At 67.9% G+C, this 14,260-nt stretch carries 13 protein-coding genes; 9 read left to right on the forward strand and 4 right to left on the reverse strand.

Annotated elements, in window-relative coordinates:
• Nucleotides 1-38: 38 nt before the first annotated feature.
• From ASD72_RS21510 to ASD72_RS10555, 3 genes are all read right to left on the reverse strand, one after another.
• Entirely contained in the window at nucleotides 39-905 is an 867-nt protein-coding gene (locus ASD72_RS21510; protein WP_056879911.1) for a D-hexose-6-phosphate mutarotase, read from the reverse strand.
• Nucleotides 902-2,212 (reverse strand): lytic murein transglycosylase, encoded by a 1,311-nt coding sequence (locus tag ASD72_RS21515; protein ID WP_235577996.1) that lies wholly within the window; start codon nucleotides 2,210-2,212, stop codon nucleotides 902-904. Before ASD72_RS21515 ends, ASD72_RS21510 begins: the two co-directional genes overlap by 4 nt.
• Before the next feature lie 73 nt (nucleotides 2,213-2,285).
• Nucleotides 2,286-2,744, reverse strand: a complete 459-nt coding sequence (locus ASD72_RS10555) for a protease inhibitor I42 family protein (protein WP_162250378.1) — start codon at nucleotides 2,742-2,744, stop codon at nucleotides 2,286-2,288.
• Nucleotides 2,745-2,777: 33 nt separating this feature from the next.
• On the opposite strand from ASD72_RS10555, the gene queF reads away from it, so the two are divergent.
• The 5 genes from queF (at nucleotide 2,778) to ASD72_RS10580 (ending at nucleotide 7,447) form a co-directional block, all read left to right on the forward strand.
• Nucleotides 2,778-3,593 (forward strand): NADPH-dependent 7-cyano-7-deazaguanine reductase QueF, encoded by an 816-nt coding sequence (gene queF / locus ASD72_RS10560; RefSeq protein ID WP_056879913.1) that lies wholly within the window; start codon nucleotides 2,778-2,780, stop codon nucleotides 3,591-3,593.
• 108 nt (nucleotides 3,594-3,701) lie between these two features.
• Complete coding sequence (locus ASD72_RS10565) at nucleotides 3,702-4,007, forward strand: LysM peptidoglycan-binding domain-containing protein (RefSeq protein ID WP_056879914.1); 306 nt, start codon at nucleotides 3,702-3,704, stop codon at nucleotides 4,005-4,007.
• A 36-nt stretch (nucleotides 4,008-4,043) separates the two neighbouring features.
• Nucleotides 4,044-4,526 carry a hypothetical protein gene (locus tag ASD72_RS10570; RefSeq protein WP_056879915.1) on the forward strand — a complete coding sequence of 161 codons (483 nt, stop codon included), beginning with the start codon at nucleotides 4,044-4,046 and terminating at the stop codon, nucleotides 4,524-4,526.
• A 241-nt stretch (nucleotides 4,527-4,767) separates the two neighbouring features.
• Nucleotides 4,768-6,999, forward strand: coding sequence for an NADP-dependent isocitrate dehydrogenase (locus ASD72_RS10575; RefSeq protein WP_056879916.1), 2,232 nt, complete (start codon nucleotides 4,768-4,770; stop codon nucleotides 6,997-6,999).
• Nucleotides 7,000-7,099: 100 nt separating this feature from the next.
• The gene (locus ASD72_RS10580; RefSeq protein ID WP_056879917.1) at nucleotides 7,100-7,447 is read left to right on the forward strand and encodes a gamma-glutamylcyclotransferase family protein; all 348 of its coding nucleotides are present in this window, start codon (nucleotides 7,100-7,102) and stop codon (nucleotides 7,445-7,447) included.
• A gap of 139 nt (nucleotides 7,448-7,586) precedes the next feature.
• On the opposite strand, the gene ASD72_RS10585 is transcribed toward ASD72_RS10580, so the two are convergent.
• On the reverse strand, nucleotides 7,587-7,823 hold the full coding sequence (locus ASD72_RS10585) for a hypothetical protein (protein WP_056879918.1): 237 nt from the start codon (nucleotides 7,821-7,823) through the stop codon (nucleotides 7,587-7,589).
• A 109-nt stretch (nucleotides 7,824-7,932) separates the two neighbouring features.
• On the opposite strand from ASD72_RS10585, the gene ASD72_RS10590 reads away from it, so the two are divergent.
• The 4 genes from ASD72_RS10590 to ASD72_RS10605 all read left to right on the forward strand — a co-directional run bounded on the left by ASD72_RS10590 (nucleotide 7,933) and on the right by ASD72_RS10605 (nucleotide 14,226).
• Nucleotides 7,933-8,811, forward strand: a complete 879-nt coding sequence (locus tag ASD72_RS10590) for a LysR substrate-binding domain-containing protein (RefSeq protein WP_056879919.1) — start codon at nucleotides 7,933-7,935, stop codon at nucleotides 8,809-8,811.
• A 30-nt stretch (nucleotides 8,812-8,841) separates the two neighbouring features.
• A complete protein-coding gene (gene aceK, locus ASD72_RS10595) occupies nucleotides 8,842-10,551 on the forward strand; it encodes a bifunctional isocitrate dehydrogenase kinase/phosphatase (RefSeq protein WP_056879920.1) in 1,710 nt (569 codons plus the stop codon).
• Nucleotides 10,552-10,618: 67 nt separating this feature from the next.
• On the forward strand, nucleotides 10,619-13,324 hold the full coding sequence (locus tag ASD72_RS10600) for a bifunctional acetate--CoA ligase family protein/GNAT family N-acetyltransferase (protein WP_056879921.1): 2,706 nt from the start codon (nucleotides 10,619-10,621) through the stop codon (nucleotides 13,322-13,324).
• Complete coding sequence (locus tag ASD72_RS10605) at nucleotides 13,321-14,226, forward strand: hypothetical protein (RefSeq protein WP_056879922.1); 906 nt, start codon at nucleotides 13,321-13,323, stop codon at nucleotides 14,224-14,226. The genes ASD72_RS10600 and ASD72_RS10605 overlap by 4 nt, the downstream gene beginning before the upstream one ends.
• Nucleotides 14,227-14,260 lie beyond the last annotated feature (34 nt).

Below are 14,260 nucleotides of genomic sequence, written 5' to 3' on the forward strand. Positions count from 1 at the left end.
GTAGGGCATCGCCCTTGCCGATGGCGCGCCGCGGCGGGTTACAGCGGGGTCGCGGAGATCACGTGGCTCAGGCGGTGGCGCTGGCCGGGCTCCAGCTCGATCGCGTCCTCGCCGGCATTCGCGGCCTCCAGGCAGACGAAGGAGCGCCAGCCGTCGTCGGGCAGGTCGCCGATGGCGGCCGCGCCGGCTTCGCCCGGGTTCCATACCACCAGCGAACGGCTGCCGAAGGTGTCCAGCCGGATGCGTCGGCTGCCCACGGGATCGAGCAGATCGAAGCGATGGCCGGTACCCGTGTAGATGCGGTCGCTGCGGCCTGGATCGCGCGGGTCGTGCAGCGTCCAGTCATCCGTCTGCACATGCGTACGCCCGTCGAACTTGTCCGCATAGCGCAGGCCATCGAGGCCGGTGACACGCACCTGCAGCGCGTCGCCGACACGGAAGTAGGTGTGCAACGCCTGGGTCAGCACGATGGGGGCTTCACCGCGATGGAGCGTATCCAGACTCTGTCGAAGGTCGCGACCGACGTGCACGGTCTGGATCAGTTCCAGCGGCACGCCATCGCGCAGCGGCAACGCGAGCTTGAGCACGACGCTGCCATCGGTCTCGCGCCGCACGTCCGTCAGCGGCCAGCGCGAAATGCGCGCATGCCCATGCTGGGGTGCGTCGTCGGGCTGTCCCTGCCGGCCGAAGTAGGGCCAGCACACCGGCACGCCACCGCGGATCGCCTTCGGCGGCATCGTCGTGGTCGGCGACACCCAGAGCAGGTCGTCGAAACCCGTCGGCACGAACGACAGCACCTGTCCGCCGTGCAGGCTGATGTGCGCGAGGGACGACGGGGTTTCCACCCGCAGCACCTCGATGCCTTGCCAGCGTTCCTGGGTGATGCCTTCGGGTAATGCCCTCACGGTTTTCGCGGCTCCGGTAGCGCGACGGGCGGCCCTTCCGCCTTCAGCGCGGCGAGTATTTTCGCACCGGCGCGGCCGTCTGCGGGCTGCAGACCAAGACGCTGTTGTTCAACGACGATCGCGCGCCGCGTCTGCGTGCCGATCATGCCGTCGGCGGCGCCGATCGCGTGCCCTCGCGCGAGCAGCAGCGTCTGCAGTTCGCGGCGCTGCGGGCGGCCCAGGCCGGGATCGTCCGTCGGCCAGGCCGTCACCAACCCCGTGCCGCCGCGCAGGCGATCGGCCAGCAATGCGATCGCCAGCGCGTAGCTTTCGGCCGCGTTGTACGAATAGATCGCGTCGTAGTTCTTGAACACGAGGAACGCAGGGCCCGCGATGCCGGTCGGCACCAGCACCGCCGCGGCGCGATCATCCGCAGGCAACGGCTGGCCATCGACGCGGGCGATGCCCTGCGCGGTCCACTGCGGCAGCGGCTTGCGATTGGTGCGGCCGGCCTGTGCGGGATCGAAGCCCGGTGGCAGTTTCACTTCGTAGCCCCACGGCTCGCCGGTGCGCCAGCCGGACGTCACCAGGTAGTTGGCGGTCGAGGCCAGCGCATCGGGAATGCTGTCGATCAGGTTGCGCCGTCCATCGACGTCGAAATCGACCGCGATGCGCGCATAGGTGCTGGGCATGAACTGCGTGTGGCCGAAGGCCCCGGCCCACGATCCGGTCAGGCCCTCGGCGCGGATGTCGCCGGCCTGCAGCAGCTTCAGTGTGGTGAGGAACTCGCCGCGGAAGAACGCCTGCCGCCGACCGAAGCACGAGAGCGTCGACAGCGACACCAGCAACGGGCGCTTGCCGAACACGCGGCCGTAGTCGCTCTCCACGCCCCAGACCGCGACCACCGTGGCGGCATCGACGCCGTAGGCCAGCGCCACGCGGTCCAGCAGGTCGCGATGCGTCGCCAGCATGGCCTGGCCATCGGCGACGCGCTGGTCATCGACCAGGGCCGCCAGGTAGTCCCACAGCGGCGTAGTGAATTCCGGCTGCGCATCCAGCAGGTCCAGCACGCTCATGTCGGCGGCGAGGCCCTGTGTGTAGGTATCGAAGCTGGCCGGCGCGATGCCCTGTTTCTCTGCGAGCATGCGGAGATCGCCGAGGCACGTGGCGTACAGGGGATCGGGCGCGGGCACGGGCGAGATCACCACAGGCGCCGGGGGGACAGAAGGTGGAACCGCCGGCGTCGCGCTGGCGGCGGGCGGGGTCTGCGCGATGCCGGGAACCGCCGCCGCCATCGACAACAGCAGGAAGGTCGCGTTGAACGTCATGTCGGCCTCCCTGGCCTTCGGGGGAGGCTTCACTTTGCCTTGCGCGGAAAGCGAATGCGACCCTGCGGCGCCGTCAGCGGACGTGGATCTCGTACTCGGCCACTTCCACCGGCGGCACTTTCTCCCAAGGCCGCCGGTATTCGAGCCGCACCGCTGTCTGGCCCGGCTTCTCCGCGCGGAACCACCAGCGTGCGATCGACGAGGCGCCAGGCATCGGGGGTTGCGTATCCATCGGCGGCGGGGTCGCGGGGCCGGTGGTGCGCGCCAGCATCGGGGTGCCGTCTGCGGTGAATGTCCATTGATAGCCGGTGCTTGCATTGGACGTCAGGGCGATCTCCAGCACCTGCCCGACGCGCATCTCCACCGGTGCCTTGCCCTGGGGCCGGACGATGCCGTCGTCCGGCAACGTGTCGGACGGCGGTCCGCCGCCCGTGGCCGGTCCGCTGGCGCAGGCCGACAGCAGTACGCACAACCCGGTGGCCACCCATGCCTTCATCGTCGCGTCCTCGCTGGAGACGGGGGAGTTATACACCGCCGCTTTAGGCGCCGTCCGTAGAATGACGGCATGAGCACTCCCCAGGATTCCTCGTTGGGTCGCGAGGTCGCGTATCCCGCGCACTACGACCCCACCCTCCTCTTCCCGATCCCGCGCCAGGGCGCGCGCGACGAAATCGGCATCGCCGCCGATGCCCTGCCGTTCGCGGGCCACGATCGCTGGCACGCCTACGAACTGAGCTGGCTGGATGCCCGGGGCAAGCCGCGGGTGGCGACCGCCACGTTGACCGTGCCGTGCACGTCGCCGTGCCTGATCGAATCCAAGTCGCTCAAGCTCTACCTCAACTCGCTCAACAGCACGCGCTTCAACAGCGATGCCGCGGTGCTCGAGCGCATCGCCACCGACCTGTCGGCGCGTGCCGGCGCGGACGTGGGCGTGGTGTTCGGCCTGCCGCCGATGGCGGAGGCGCCGGAGGGCGAATCCCTCGATGGCCTGGACGTGGAGATCGACCACTACGGGCCGCCGCGTGCGGAATTCCTGGCCGCCGATCCGGAAGTGCAGGTCGATGAGGTGCTGTCGTCCGAACTGCTCAAATCGAACTGCCCGGTCACCGGCCAGCCCGACTGGGCCACGGTGGTAATCCGCTACCGGGGTCCGCGCATCGACCGCGTCGAGCTGCTGCGCTATCTGGTGAGCTTTCGCGACCACGCGGAGTTCCATGAACAATGCGTCGAACGGATTTTTCACGACGTGCTGGCGCATTGCCACCCGGCCTCGCTGTCGGTGGAAGCCCGTTACACCCGCCGGGGCGGCCTGGACATCAATCCCTGGCGGGCTACCGCCGACATGAATGTCCCGCTCATGAAACGCGATTTACGACAGTAGCGTTACTCAACTAACACTTGAGGCGATTTCACGCGCGCGCTATGGATTCTTAACAGAGCGCGTGCAACGCTTTGCGCATCCCACAGCCCGCCAGGAAGGGTGGTTGCAATGAGCACAGAGAAGAAGGCCGACTTTTCGGACGTCAGCGCCAAGGTAACGTCGACCGAACAGATCGTCGAGAAGGCTGATTTCTCCGACGTCACCGCACGCGTCGACAGCACCGAAGAGATCATCGGTGAGCAGAGCTATACCATCGAGAAGGGCGACACGCTCTCGAAGATCGCCAAGGCGCATTACGGCAGCGCGAATGCATGGAAGCAGATCTTCGAAGCGAACCGCGACGTCATCGAGGATCCGGACCGCATCTTCCCGGGGCAGGTGATCAAGTTGCCGCCGAAGCCCGCCGAAGCCTGATCGCCCCTCCACTTCATCCACAAGGATAGAGAACCCATGAAGCAGAACCGCATCTCCTATGCCCTGGCCGCCGCGCTCGTCGGTACCGTTGCCCTGGTCGGCTGCAAGAAGAAGGAAGAGCCCGTTGCCACGCCGCCAGCCGTCGTGGAGCCCGCACCGGCACCAGCGCCTGTCGAACCGGCACCGGCCCCGGTCAGCGCGACCAGCGTCACGGTCGGCAACGCCGCCGCCGCCGATAAGTCTGTCGCCGCGGTCAGCACCTTCGGTGTGAAGGACAAGATCATCGTGTCGGTGAAGACCGATGCTGCGACGCCGGCCAATGCCGCGATCGACGCCAAGCTGACGTATCAGGATGGCCAGGAGGCCGGCAAGCAGTCCACGACGGTGAAGGCCGAAGACGGCGGCACCACCAACGTCGAGTTCACCAAAGCCACCGACTGGCCTGCCGGCAAGTACAAGGTCGACGTGACCCTCAATGGTCAGTCGGTCGGCATGACGCAGGAAATCGAAATCAAGTAACCAGCAAGGCAAGTCTCTCTCCCACGTGTGTGGGGCAAGCTCGGGCGTGGAGTAATCCACGCCCGCTTTTTTTGTGCGGCGCCCGGCAGCGGTCGGTTCCAACCGCAACCGTCCCGGCACGGGATGCTGTCCCGGGACACATAGGCCCCATCCATACCCCCTCGTTTTGCCCTGCGTGCGGCGACACGCGACAATGGCGCGCTGAGTTCCCCATCGCCCCTTGTCGAGAGTCCTGATCCCCATGTCGGATACGCCCCGCATCATCTACACCCTTACCGACGAAGCCCCGTTCCTCGCCACCCAGTCGCTGCTGCCGATCGTCGAGGCGTTCACCGCCCCCGCCGGCATCGCCGTGGAAACCCGCGACATCTCGCTGGCCGGCCGCCTCCTGTCGCAGTTCCCCGAGTACCTGGCCGACGCGCAGAAGATCAGCGACGACCTGGCCGAACTGGGCCAGCTGGCGACGCAGCCGGAAGCCAACATCATCAAGCTGCCCAACATCAGCGCCTCGGTGCCGCAGCTGAAGGCCGCCATCAAGGAGTTGCAGGCGCAGGGGTACCCGCTGCCGGACTACCCGGACGAGCCGAAGGACGAGAAGGAAAAGGACGCCAAGGCGCGCTACGACAAGGTCAAGGGCAGCGCGGTGAACCCGGTGCTGCGTGAAGGCAATTCCGACCGCCGCGCGCCACTGTCGGTCAAGAACTTCGCCCGCAAGCACCCGCACCGCATGGGCGCGTGGAGCGCCGATTCGAAGTCGCACGTCGCCCACATGGCGGCCGGCGATTTCTTCGGTAGCGAGCAGTCGGCCACGCTGGCCAACGAAGGCGCGCTGAAGATCGAGCTGGTCGCCGCAGACGGCACCGTCACGGTGCTGAAGGACAAGGTGAAGGTGAAGGCCGGCGAGATCGTCGATGCCGCGTCGATGAGCCGCAAGGCGCTGGCCGCGTTCATCGCTGCCGAGATCGCCGATGCCAAGGCCCAGGGCGTGCTGTTCTCGCTGCACCTGAAGGCCACCATGATGAAGGTCTCCGACCCGATCATGTTCGGCGTGGTCGTCAACGAGTTCTACAAGGGCGCATTGGCCAAGCATGCCGCCGTGCTGGAGCAGATCGGCTTCGATGCCAACAACGGCATCGGCGATCTGTACGCGCGCCTGGGTACGCTGTCCGCCGACCAGCAGGAAGCGATCAAGGCCGACCTGCAGGCCGTCTACGCCGATGGCGCCGCCGTGGCGATGGTGAATTCCGACAAGGGCATCACCAACCTGCACGTGCCGAGCGACGTGATCGTCGACGCCTCGATGCCGGCGATGATCCGCGACTCCGGCAAGATGTGGAACGCCGAAGGCAAGCTGCAGGACACCAAGGCCGTCATCCCGGACCGCTGCTATGCGGGCATCTACCAGGCGGTGCTCGACGACTGCCGTACGCACGGCGCGTTCGACCCCGCCACGATGGGCAGCGTGCCCAACGTCGGCCTGATGGCGCAGAAGGCCGAGGAATACGGCAGCCACGACAAGACCTTCCAGATCCCCGCCGACGGCAGCGTGCGCGTCACCGACGACGCGGGCCGGGTCGTGTTCGACATGAAGGTCGAAGCCGGCGACATCTGGCGCATGTGCCAGACCAAGGATGCGCCGATCCAGGACTGGGTGAAGCTGGCCGTCGGCCGCGCGCGCCTGAGCAAGACGCCGGCGATCTTCTGGCTGGACAAGGACCGTGCGCACGATGCGCAGGTGATCGCCAAGGTCGAGCAGTACCTCAAGGACTACACGACGGACGCGCTCGACATCCGTATCCTGCCGCCGGTCGAGGCGATGAAGGTGTCGCTGGAACGCACCCGCAAGGGCGAGGACACCATCTCGGTGACCGGCAACGTGCTGCGCGACTACCTGACCGACCTGTTCCCGATCATGGAGCTGGGCACCAGCGCGAAGATGCTGTCGATCGTGCCGCTGATGGCCGGTGGCGGCCTGTTCGAGACCGGCGCCGGCGGCTCGGCGCCGAAGCACGTGCAGCAGTTCCTGGAAGAGGACTACCTGCGCTGGGATTCGCTGGGCGAGTTCCTCGCGCTGGCCGCATCGCTGGAGCACCTGGGCCAGCGTTACCTCAACACGCCCGCCAAGGTACTGGCGAACGCGCTGGACGTGGCCAACGGCCGCATCCTCGACGAAAACCGCTCGCCCGCGCGCAAGGTCGGCGAGCTCGACAACCGTGGCAGCCACTTCTACCTGGCCCTGTACTGGGCGCAGGCGCTGGCCGCGCAGGACGAGAATGCCGAACTGAAGGCGACGTTCGCGCCGCTGGCGAAGGCCTTGGCGGACAACGAAGCCACGATCCTCGGCGAGTTGAACGGCGCGCAGGGCAAGGCGCTGGATATCGGTGGCTACTACCACCCCGACATCGCGAAGACCGCCGCGGCGATGCGTCCCAGCAAGACGTTCAACGACGCATTGGCGACGCTGTCGGCCTGACGGCGCTGCCTTTACCGTCGCACCCGACGCCCGGCCTCGTGCCGGGCGTCGTGTTTTCGGCGACCATCATGCTCGTTGCCGCTATCCGACGCATCCCGCGATGACCGACACCACCGACATCCTGCTGTTTTCCTACGGCACGCTGCAGCTCGAAAGCGTGCAGCTGTCCTCGTTCGGCCGCCGCCTCGACGGCGAACCCGATGCGGTGCCCGGCTACGCGCGGACGATGGTGGAGATCACCGACCCCGCGGTGCTCGCCGCCAGCGGTGAACGCTTCCATCCCATCGTCAGCGCCAGCGGCGATCCGTCCGATGAAGTGGACGGGACCGTCTTCCGCATCAGCGCCGAGGAACTCGCGGCGGCGGACCGTTACGAAGTCGCCGATTACCAGCGCGTGCAGGTGCGCCTGAGATCCGGCCGCGATGCCTGGGTTTACGTGAAGGCATGAGCCGACGGGCATCGGGATCGACGGGGGAGCGACATAGATCGCGTCGGGCCTCCGCGGCAGTCCATCGCGACTCACGTCGCTCCCACGAGGACATGCTTCAACGCCCTCTGCGACCCGGCGCCGAAATGCCGAGCATCCTTCAGGGAACGGGCCGCTCGGCGGACAGCAACGAGACGATGAAATGCAGGCGCCGGGCGCCCAACCGCTGCACCGCCCGCTGATGCCTCGCCTTGCCCGCCGCGTCATGGACGTGGTGCCGGTGGGCGGATTCCGGCGGCGGGCTGTCGGGGTGGGCGATATGACCCTGCAGGAACAACATGCCCTGGCTCATTCCACCCAGCTGCTGCCACCACTGCTTCTTGGTTTCGGTTTGCATGGGACTGCTCCGCGGCGCCGGTGTCCGGCTTGAAGGACTCCCAAGGTAGGCGCATGATCGGCGCCTAAAAAGCGAAAGCTCCGCAAGCCAGCCTTGAGATGGATTCAAGATGAGCCGACTGCCGCTGGACCAGGTGGACGCCTTCGTGACGGCGGCGCGCCTGCGCAATCTCACCCGTGCCGCCGAAGCGATGCACCTCACGGTCAGCGCGTTGAGCCATCGCATGCGGCTGCTGGAACAGCGGCTGGGCCACAAGCTGCTGGCGCGGGGCCCCCGCGGCGTGGAACTGACGCCCGAAGGCCAGCGGCTGTTCGATGCGATCTCCGGACCGCTGGACACCATCGATCACGCACTGCGGCGCGCCACGTTGCGCAACGACCACACCGTGACGCTGAGCCTGATCCCCTCCATGGCCACCGCCTGGCTGGTGCCGCGCCTGCCGGCGTTCCTGGCCCAGCATCCGGAACTCGGCCTCAATCTGCAATCGAGCACGCACGTGGTGGATTTCGAGCGCGAGCCGGTGGACCTGGCGCTGCGGCTCGGCGGTGGACGCTGGCCGAACGTGCACGCGGAGTTCCTCTTCCACGAATGGATCACCCCGGTCGCCAGCCCCGGCTTGCTGAAGCAGCACGGCCGGCCGGCCCCGGACCAGATGGCGAAGCTGCCGTTGCTCGGCGATCCGGCCAATCGGTGGAAAGACTGGTTCGAGCATTTCGGCGGACAGCCGCCAGCGCGCTATGTCGCGCAGTTCGACGACACCGAAACGCTGCACCAGGCAGCGGCGCAAGGCGTGGGCGTGGCACTGGCCCGCTGGACGCTGGCCGAGCCGCTGGTGAAGGCCGGCCGGCTGGTGACGCTGACGAAGAAACGGCTGCAGGCCGACTTCGCCCACTACCTGGTGTATCCGGAACGCAGCCTGGCCCATCCCGGTTTCCGCAAGGTGCGCAGCTGGCTGCTGGAACAGGCCGGCATCGCGGTGGAGCGATGACTCCAGCGCGTGCCGGCTAACATCGTGCGCATGGTCCCTGCCGATGCCATCGCCCGCCTGATCCACGACGCCTTCGCGGACTACCACGCGCGGTTCGCCGAGATCACGCAGCGCGCGAAGCACCGCTTCGAAACGCAGGACTGGGCCGCTGCCCGCAGCGATGCCGTCGAACGCATCGCGCTGTACGACCAGTGCATCGCCGAGTGCGCCCTGCGCCTGCAGTCGGCGTTGCTGGGACGGGCGCACGACCGGACGTTGTGGATCGCCGCGCGCGCGGCCTTCGAGACGCTGGTCGCCGGCCAGATCGACCGCGAGCTCTACAAGACTTTCTACAACACGCTCAGCCGCCGCTTCCTGCGTATCCGCGGCGTGGATCCGGCGCTGGAGTTCGTCGCGCTCGATGTGGAACCCACCGACGCGATCACCCACCCGGTCGCGCGCCACAGCTATGCGGTCTCCGAACAGCGACCCACCGATACCTTCGCGCGCGTGCTGGCGGACTACGGCTTCGACGTGCCCTACGCGCACCGCACCCGCTGCGCGGCGGCGATCGCGGTGCGGTTGCAGGACGACCTGGCGCACTGGGGCGCGCAGCCGGTACGCGGCATCGAACTGCTGGACACGGTGTTCTACCGCGAGCGCCGCGCTTACCTGGTCGGCCGGGTGTTCGGCGAACACCGGTTCTCGCCCTGCGTGATCGCGCTGGTGAACGAGGGCGGCCAACTGAAGGCGGAAGCCGTGCTGACCCATCGCGCCGACGTGGCGCACCTGTTCGGCACCTCGCGCAGCTACTTCCATGCCGACCTGGCGACGGTCGGCGATGCGGTGGTGTTCCTGCGCTCGTTGTTGCCGGGCAAACCGATCGACGAGATCTACACCGTGCTCGGCCGCGCCAAGCAGGGCAAGACCGAGCGCTATCGCACCTTCTTCCACCATTTCGCCGCGCATCCGGACGAACGGCTGGTGCATGCCGAAGGCACGCCCGGCATGGTGATGGCGGTGTTCACCCTGCCCAGCTATCCGCTGGTGTTCAAGGTGATCCGCGACCGCTTCGCCTATCCCAAGGCGATGAGCCGGCAGGATGTGGAAGACAAGTACGACCTGGTCTTCCACCTGGATCGCGTCGGTCGCCTGCTGGACACGCAGGCGTTCCGCTTCCTGCGCTTTCCGCGCGCGCGATTCGCGCCGGCCCTGCTGCAGGAACTGCGCGAGAGCTGTGGGCAGAGCGTCAGCGAGGACGGCGACGACCTCGTCATCGACCTGTGCTACGTGCAGCGCCGGTTGCGGCCGTTGAACCTCTACCTGCGCGAGCAGAAGCCCGAGGCGGCACGCGCCGCCGCGCTCGACTACGGCCAGGCGATCCGCGACATGGCGCGCAACAACATCTTCCCCGGCGACATGCTGCTGAAGAACTTCGGCGTGTCCCGGCACGGCCGCGTGGTCTTCTACGACTACGACGAACTGCGGCTGGTCACCGACTGCCGGTTCCGCGACTGGCCGCAGGCGGAGAGCTACGAGGAACAGATGGCCGATGCACCGTGGTTCCATGTGGACGCGGGCGATGTGTTCCCGGAGCGTTTCCCGCAGTTCCTCGGCCTGCCCGGGCCGCAGGCGAAAGCGCTGAAGGCCGCGCACGGCGCGCTGTTCCAGCCTGGCTGGTGGCGCGACCTTCAGTCGCACCTCGCGGCGGGCGACTACCCGGATACTCCGCCTTACCCGGACACGCTCAAGCTCGCGTGACCGTGCGCATGCCCCTGCAACAGGCAGCGCGCTACCCTAGCCGCCACATGGAAACCGCCCTCCCGCCATGAGCACCTACCGCCTCGACTCGATCTTCCGTCCGCGCGCCGTCGCCGTGGTCGGCAGCCAGTCGCGTCCGCGCTCGGTGGGCCGCGCGGTGGTGGAGAACCTGCGCGATGCCGGCTTCGCCGGTCCCATCGGCCTGGTCAACAAGCATCCGTCGCCGATGGACGGCGTGGCGACGGTGCGCCATCTGCGCGACCTGCCGTGGACACCCGACCTGGTCGTGATCGCCACGCCCGCGGCGACCGTGCCGCAGCTGGCCGCCGAAGCCGCGGAGAAAGGCGCAGCCGCCGTCGTCGTGCTCACCGCCGCGATGGGCAGTGGCCCCGGTTCACCGGCGGCGCAGCTGGAAGCGCTGACGCGCGAGAAAGGCCTGCGCGTGCTCGGCCCGAACTGCCTGGGCGTGATCGCGCCGCATGCGCGCCTCAACGCCAGCCTGGCCAGCCGCTTCCCGAAGGCCGGCGATCTGGCGCTGATCTCGCAGTCGGGCGCCATCTCCGGCGGCCTGGTGGAATGGAGCATGAGCCAGCCGGTCGGTTTCTCCGCCGTGGTGTCGCTGGGCGATGCGCTGGATGTCGACTTCGCCGACCTGCTGGACTACTTCGCCACCGACCACCGCACGCGCGCGATCCTGCTGTACGTGGAAGCGATCCGCGATGCGCGCAAATTCATGTCCGCCGCACGCGCGGCCGCGCGCACCAAGCCCGTGGTCGTGGTGAAGTCCGGCCACAGCGGCAACGTCAAGGTCACGCCGGCCGGCAGCACGCATACGCAGAACCTCGCCAAGCCGAATGCCGTCTACGGCGCGGCGTTCCGACGCGCCGGCCTGCTGCGCGTGCGTTCGCTGCACGAGCTGTTCGCCGCCGCACGCACGCTGGGGCAGGTCCGCCCGTTCCAGGGCCGGCGGCTCGCCATCCTCACCAACGGCGGTGGCGTGGGTGCGCTGTCGGTCGATCACCTGTACGAACAGGGCGGCACGCTGGCCACGCTGTCCGATGCCACGCGCGATGCGCTGGATCGCATCCTGCCGGTCGGCTGGTCGCGCACGAATCCGGTGGACCTGCTGACCGACATCGACGCCGAACGCTACGCCGCGACGATCGAAGCGCTGCTGGCGGACCCCGGGAACGATGCGCTGCTGGCGGTCAACGTGCCCACCGTGTTGTCGTCCTCCGCGGAGGCGGCCGATGCCGTGGTCGGCGTGCTGGGCAGTGGCGCCGCCGCCGCCTCGCGCAAGCCGGTGTTCACCGTGTGGCTGGGCAACGATCCGCAGGCCGAAGCCGTGCTCGATGCCGCGCACGTGCCGCGCTATCCCAACGAGTCCGACGCCGTTGCCGGCTTCATGCACCTGGTCCGCCATCGCGAGGTGCAGGCCGCGTTGATGGAAACGCCGCCGAGCCTGCCGGAAGACTTCAGCCCCGACGTGGCGATGGCCCGCGCACTGGTCGATACCGCGTTGGACGCCGGCCAGACCTGGCTTGATCCGCTGGCCACCACGCAGTTGCTCGCCGCCTACGGCATTCCGATGGCGCCGCTGTGGCGCGCGACCGACGCCGAGGATGCCGCGCGCATTGCGGCGCCGCTGCTCGCCGAGGGCAGGACCGTGGCGGTGAAGATCCTGTCGCCCGACATCCCGCACAAGTCGGACGTGGATGGCGTGCGCCTCAACCTGCCGAACGCACACGCCGTGCGCGAAGCCGCCGCCGGCATCCTGCAGCGCGCGCGCGAACGCCGTCCCGAGGCGCGCATCGAAGGTGTGCTGGTGCAACCGACGGTGCTGCGTCCGAAGGCGCGCGAACTGATCGCCGGCATCGCCGACGATCCCGTGTTCGGCCCGGTGATCGCGTTCGGCCGTGGCGGTACCGCCGTGGAAGTCATCAACGACCAGGCCGTCGCCCTGCCACCGCTGGACCTGCGCCTGGCGCACGAACTGATCGCGCGCACCCGCGTATCGCGCGTGCTGAAGGCATACCGCGACGTGCCCGCGGCCGACGAACGCGCGGTCGCGCTGGTGCTGGTGAAGCTGGCGCAGCTCGCGGCCGACATCCCGGAAATCCAGCAGCTCGACATCAACCCGCTGCTGGCCGACCGCGATGGCGTGGTCGCGGTGGACGCGCGCATCGCCGTCGCGCGCGGTCGCGCACTGCACAAGGGCCGCGGCCATCCGCGCTTCGCGATCTTCCCGTATCCGACGGAATGGGAGCGGACCATCGAACTGGCCGATGGCCAGCCCGCGCTGATCCGCCCGGTGCGGCCGGAAGACGACGCGATGTTCCGGGAATTCTTCACCCACGTGACAGATGAAGACCTGCGCCTGCGCTTCTTCCAGTCGGTGCGCCATTTCAGCCACGAGTTCATCGCGCGCCTGACCCAGCTCGACTATGCGCGCTCGATCGCGCTGGTGGCGGTCCATCCGGAAACCCACGAAATGCTCGGCGCGGTGCGCCTGCATGCCGACGCGAACTACGAAAAGGGCGAGTACGGCATCCTGGTGCGCTCGGACCTCAAGGGCCACGGCATCGGCTGGAAGCTGATGCAGATCATGATCGAGTACGCGCAATGGCAGGGCCTGAAGCTGATCGAAGGCCAGGTGCTGCGCGAGAACCGCACCATGCTCGCGATGTGCGAAAGCCTGGGCTTCACCGTGAAGCTGGACCCGGACGACCCCACGCTGATGAACGTCAGCCTGCCGGTGCCCTCCTCCGCATGAAGCGCCGCACCGTGCTCGTCGCGACGTCACTGGCGCTGGTGGCTTCGGTCGCCGGCGTCGTGGCATGGAAGGCTGCACCCACGAAGCGCAATTCCGCACCCAGGGCATCGATCCCGGAAGACGCGAGCCTCCTGCAGACCGCTCACTACCGCGTGCACAGCACGGCGACGCCCGCACAGACCCGGGAGATCGCCGCCGCCGCGGAAAGCCTGCATGCCGCCTACCTGTCGCTGTTCGCTGGCCACGTGGCGCCGTCCACCACGCCACTGATCCTGGTGCTCTATCGCGACGCGGACGAGTTTGCGCGCAACAACCGCAGCCGGCCATGGGCCGAAGCCTATTACCTGCGGCCCGCCTGCTATGCGTACTACGGGAGCGGAAACGCGAATCCGTACCACTGGATGCTGCACGAGGCCGTGCACCAACTGAACACCGAAGTCGCCGGCTGGCGGTTGCCCGCGTGGGCCAACGAAGGCATCGCCGGCTACCTCGGTGCGAGTTGGCTGGAAGAAGGCGTCCTGACACCGGGCCGCAGCGATCCCGATACCTACCCCATCTGGTGGCTGTCGCGGATGAAGCTCACAGGGAGCCTCGACGCCGACGTCGCAGCCGTGCGTTTCATCCCGTTGCGGGAGCTGGTGGAGGGCCGCGGCCCCGGCATCGACCAGCACGTCAATCTGTACTACCTGCACTACTGGAGCCTCTCGCACTTCCTGTTCCATCACGAGGACGGGACATACGCCGACGCCTACAAGCAGTTGCTTGCCCTGGGTGCCGCTACACCCGACTTCGAACGCCTGATCGGGCCGATCGAGGAGATCGAGAAGGCGTGGTACGCGTATCTGCTGGGCGCCATCGCGAAGATGCAGGCCTACGAAGCCGAGCATGGCATCGTGCGCTGATGAACGTCAGCCTGCCGGTGCCTGCGAGCGCGTA

The sequence above is a fragment of the Pseudoxanthomonas sp. Root630 genome (assembly GCF_001427585.1).
In the GTDB taxonomy this organism is placed as follows: domain Bacteria; phylum Pseudomonadota; class Gammaproteobacteria; order Xanthomonadales; family Xanthomonadaceae; genus Pseudoxanthomonas_A.

Coding starts and splice junctions, on each gene's coding strand:
- ASD72_RS21515 (WP_235577996.1), bottom strand. CDS start 2,212: ATGACGTTCAACGCGACCTTCCTGCTGTTGTCGATGGCGGCGGCGGTT.
- ASD72_RS10580 (WP_056879917.1), top strand. CDS start 7,100: ATGACCGACACCACCGACATCCTGCTGTTTTCCTACGGCACGCTGCAG.
- ASD72_RS10600 (WP_056879921.1), top strand. CDS start 10,619: ATGAGCACCTACCGCCTCGACTCGATCTTCCGTCCGCGCGCCGTCGCC.
- ASD72_RS10575 (WP_056879916.1), top strand. CDS start 4,768: ATGTCGGATACGCCCCGCATCATCTACACCCTTACCGACGAAGCCCCG.
- ASD72_RS10565 (WP_056879914.1), top strand. CDS start 3,702: ATGAGCACAGAGAAGAAGGCCGACTTTTCGGACGTCAGCGCCAAGGTA.
- queF (WP_056879913.1), top strand. CDS start 2,778: ATGAGCACTCCCCAGGATTCCTCGTTGGGTCGCGAGGTCGCGTATCCC.
- aceK (WP_056879920.1), top strand. CDS start 8,842: ATGGTCCCTGCCGATGCCATCGCCCGCCTGATCCACGACGCCTTCGCG.
- ASD72_RS10570 (WP_056879915.1), top strand. CDS start 4,044: ATGAAGCAGAACCGCATCTCCTATGCCCTGGCCGCCGCGCTCGTCGGT.
- ASD72_RS10585 (WP_056879918.1), bottom strand. CDS start 7,823: ATGCAAACCGAAACCAAGAAGCAGTGGTGGCAGCAGCTGGGTGGAATG.
- ASD72_RS10590 (WP_056879919.1), top strand. CDS start 7,933: ATGAGCCGACTGCCGCTGGACCAGGTGGACGCCTTCGTGACGGCGGCG.
- ASD72_RS10605 (WP_056879922.1), top strand. CDS start 13,321: ATGAAGCGCCGCACCGTGCTCGTCGCGACGTCACTGGCGCTGGTGGCT.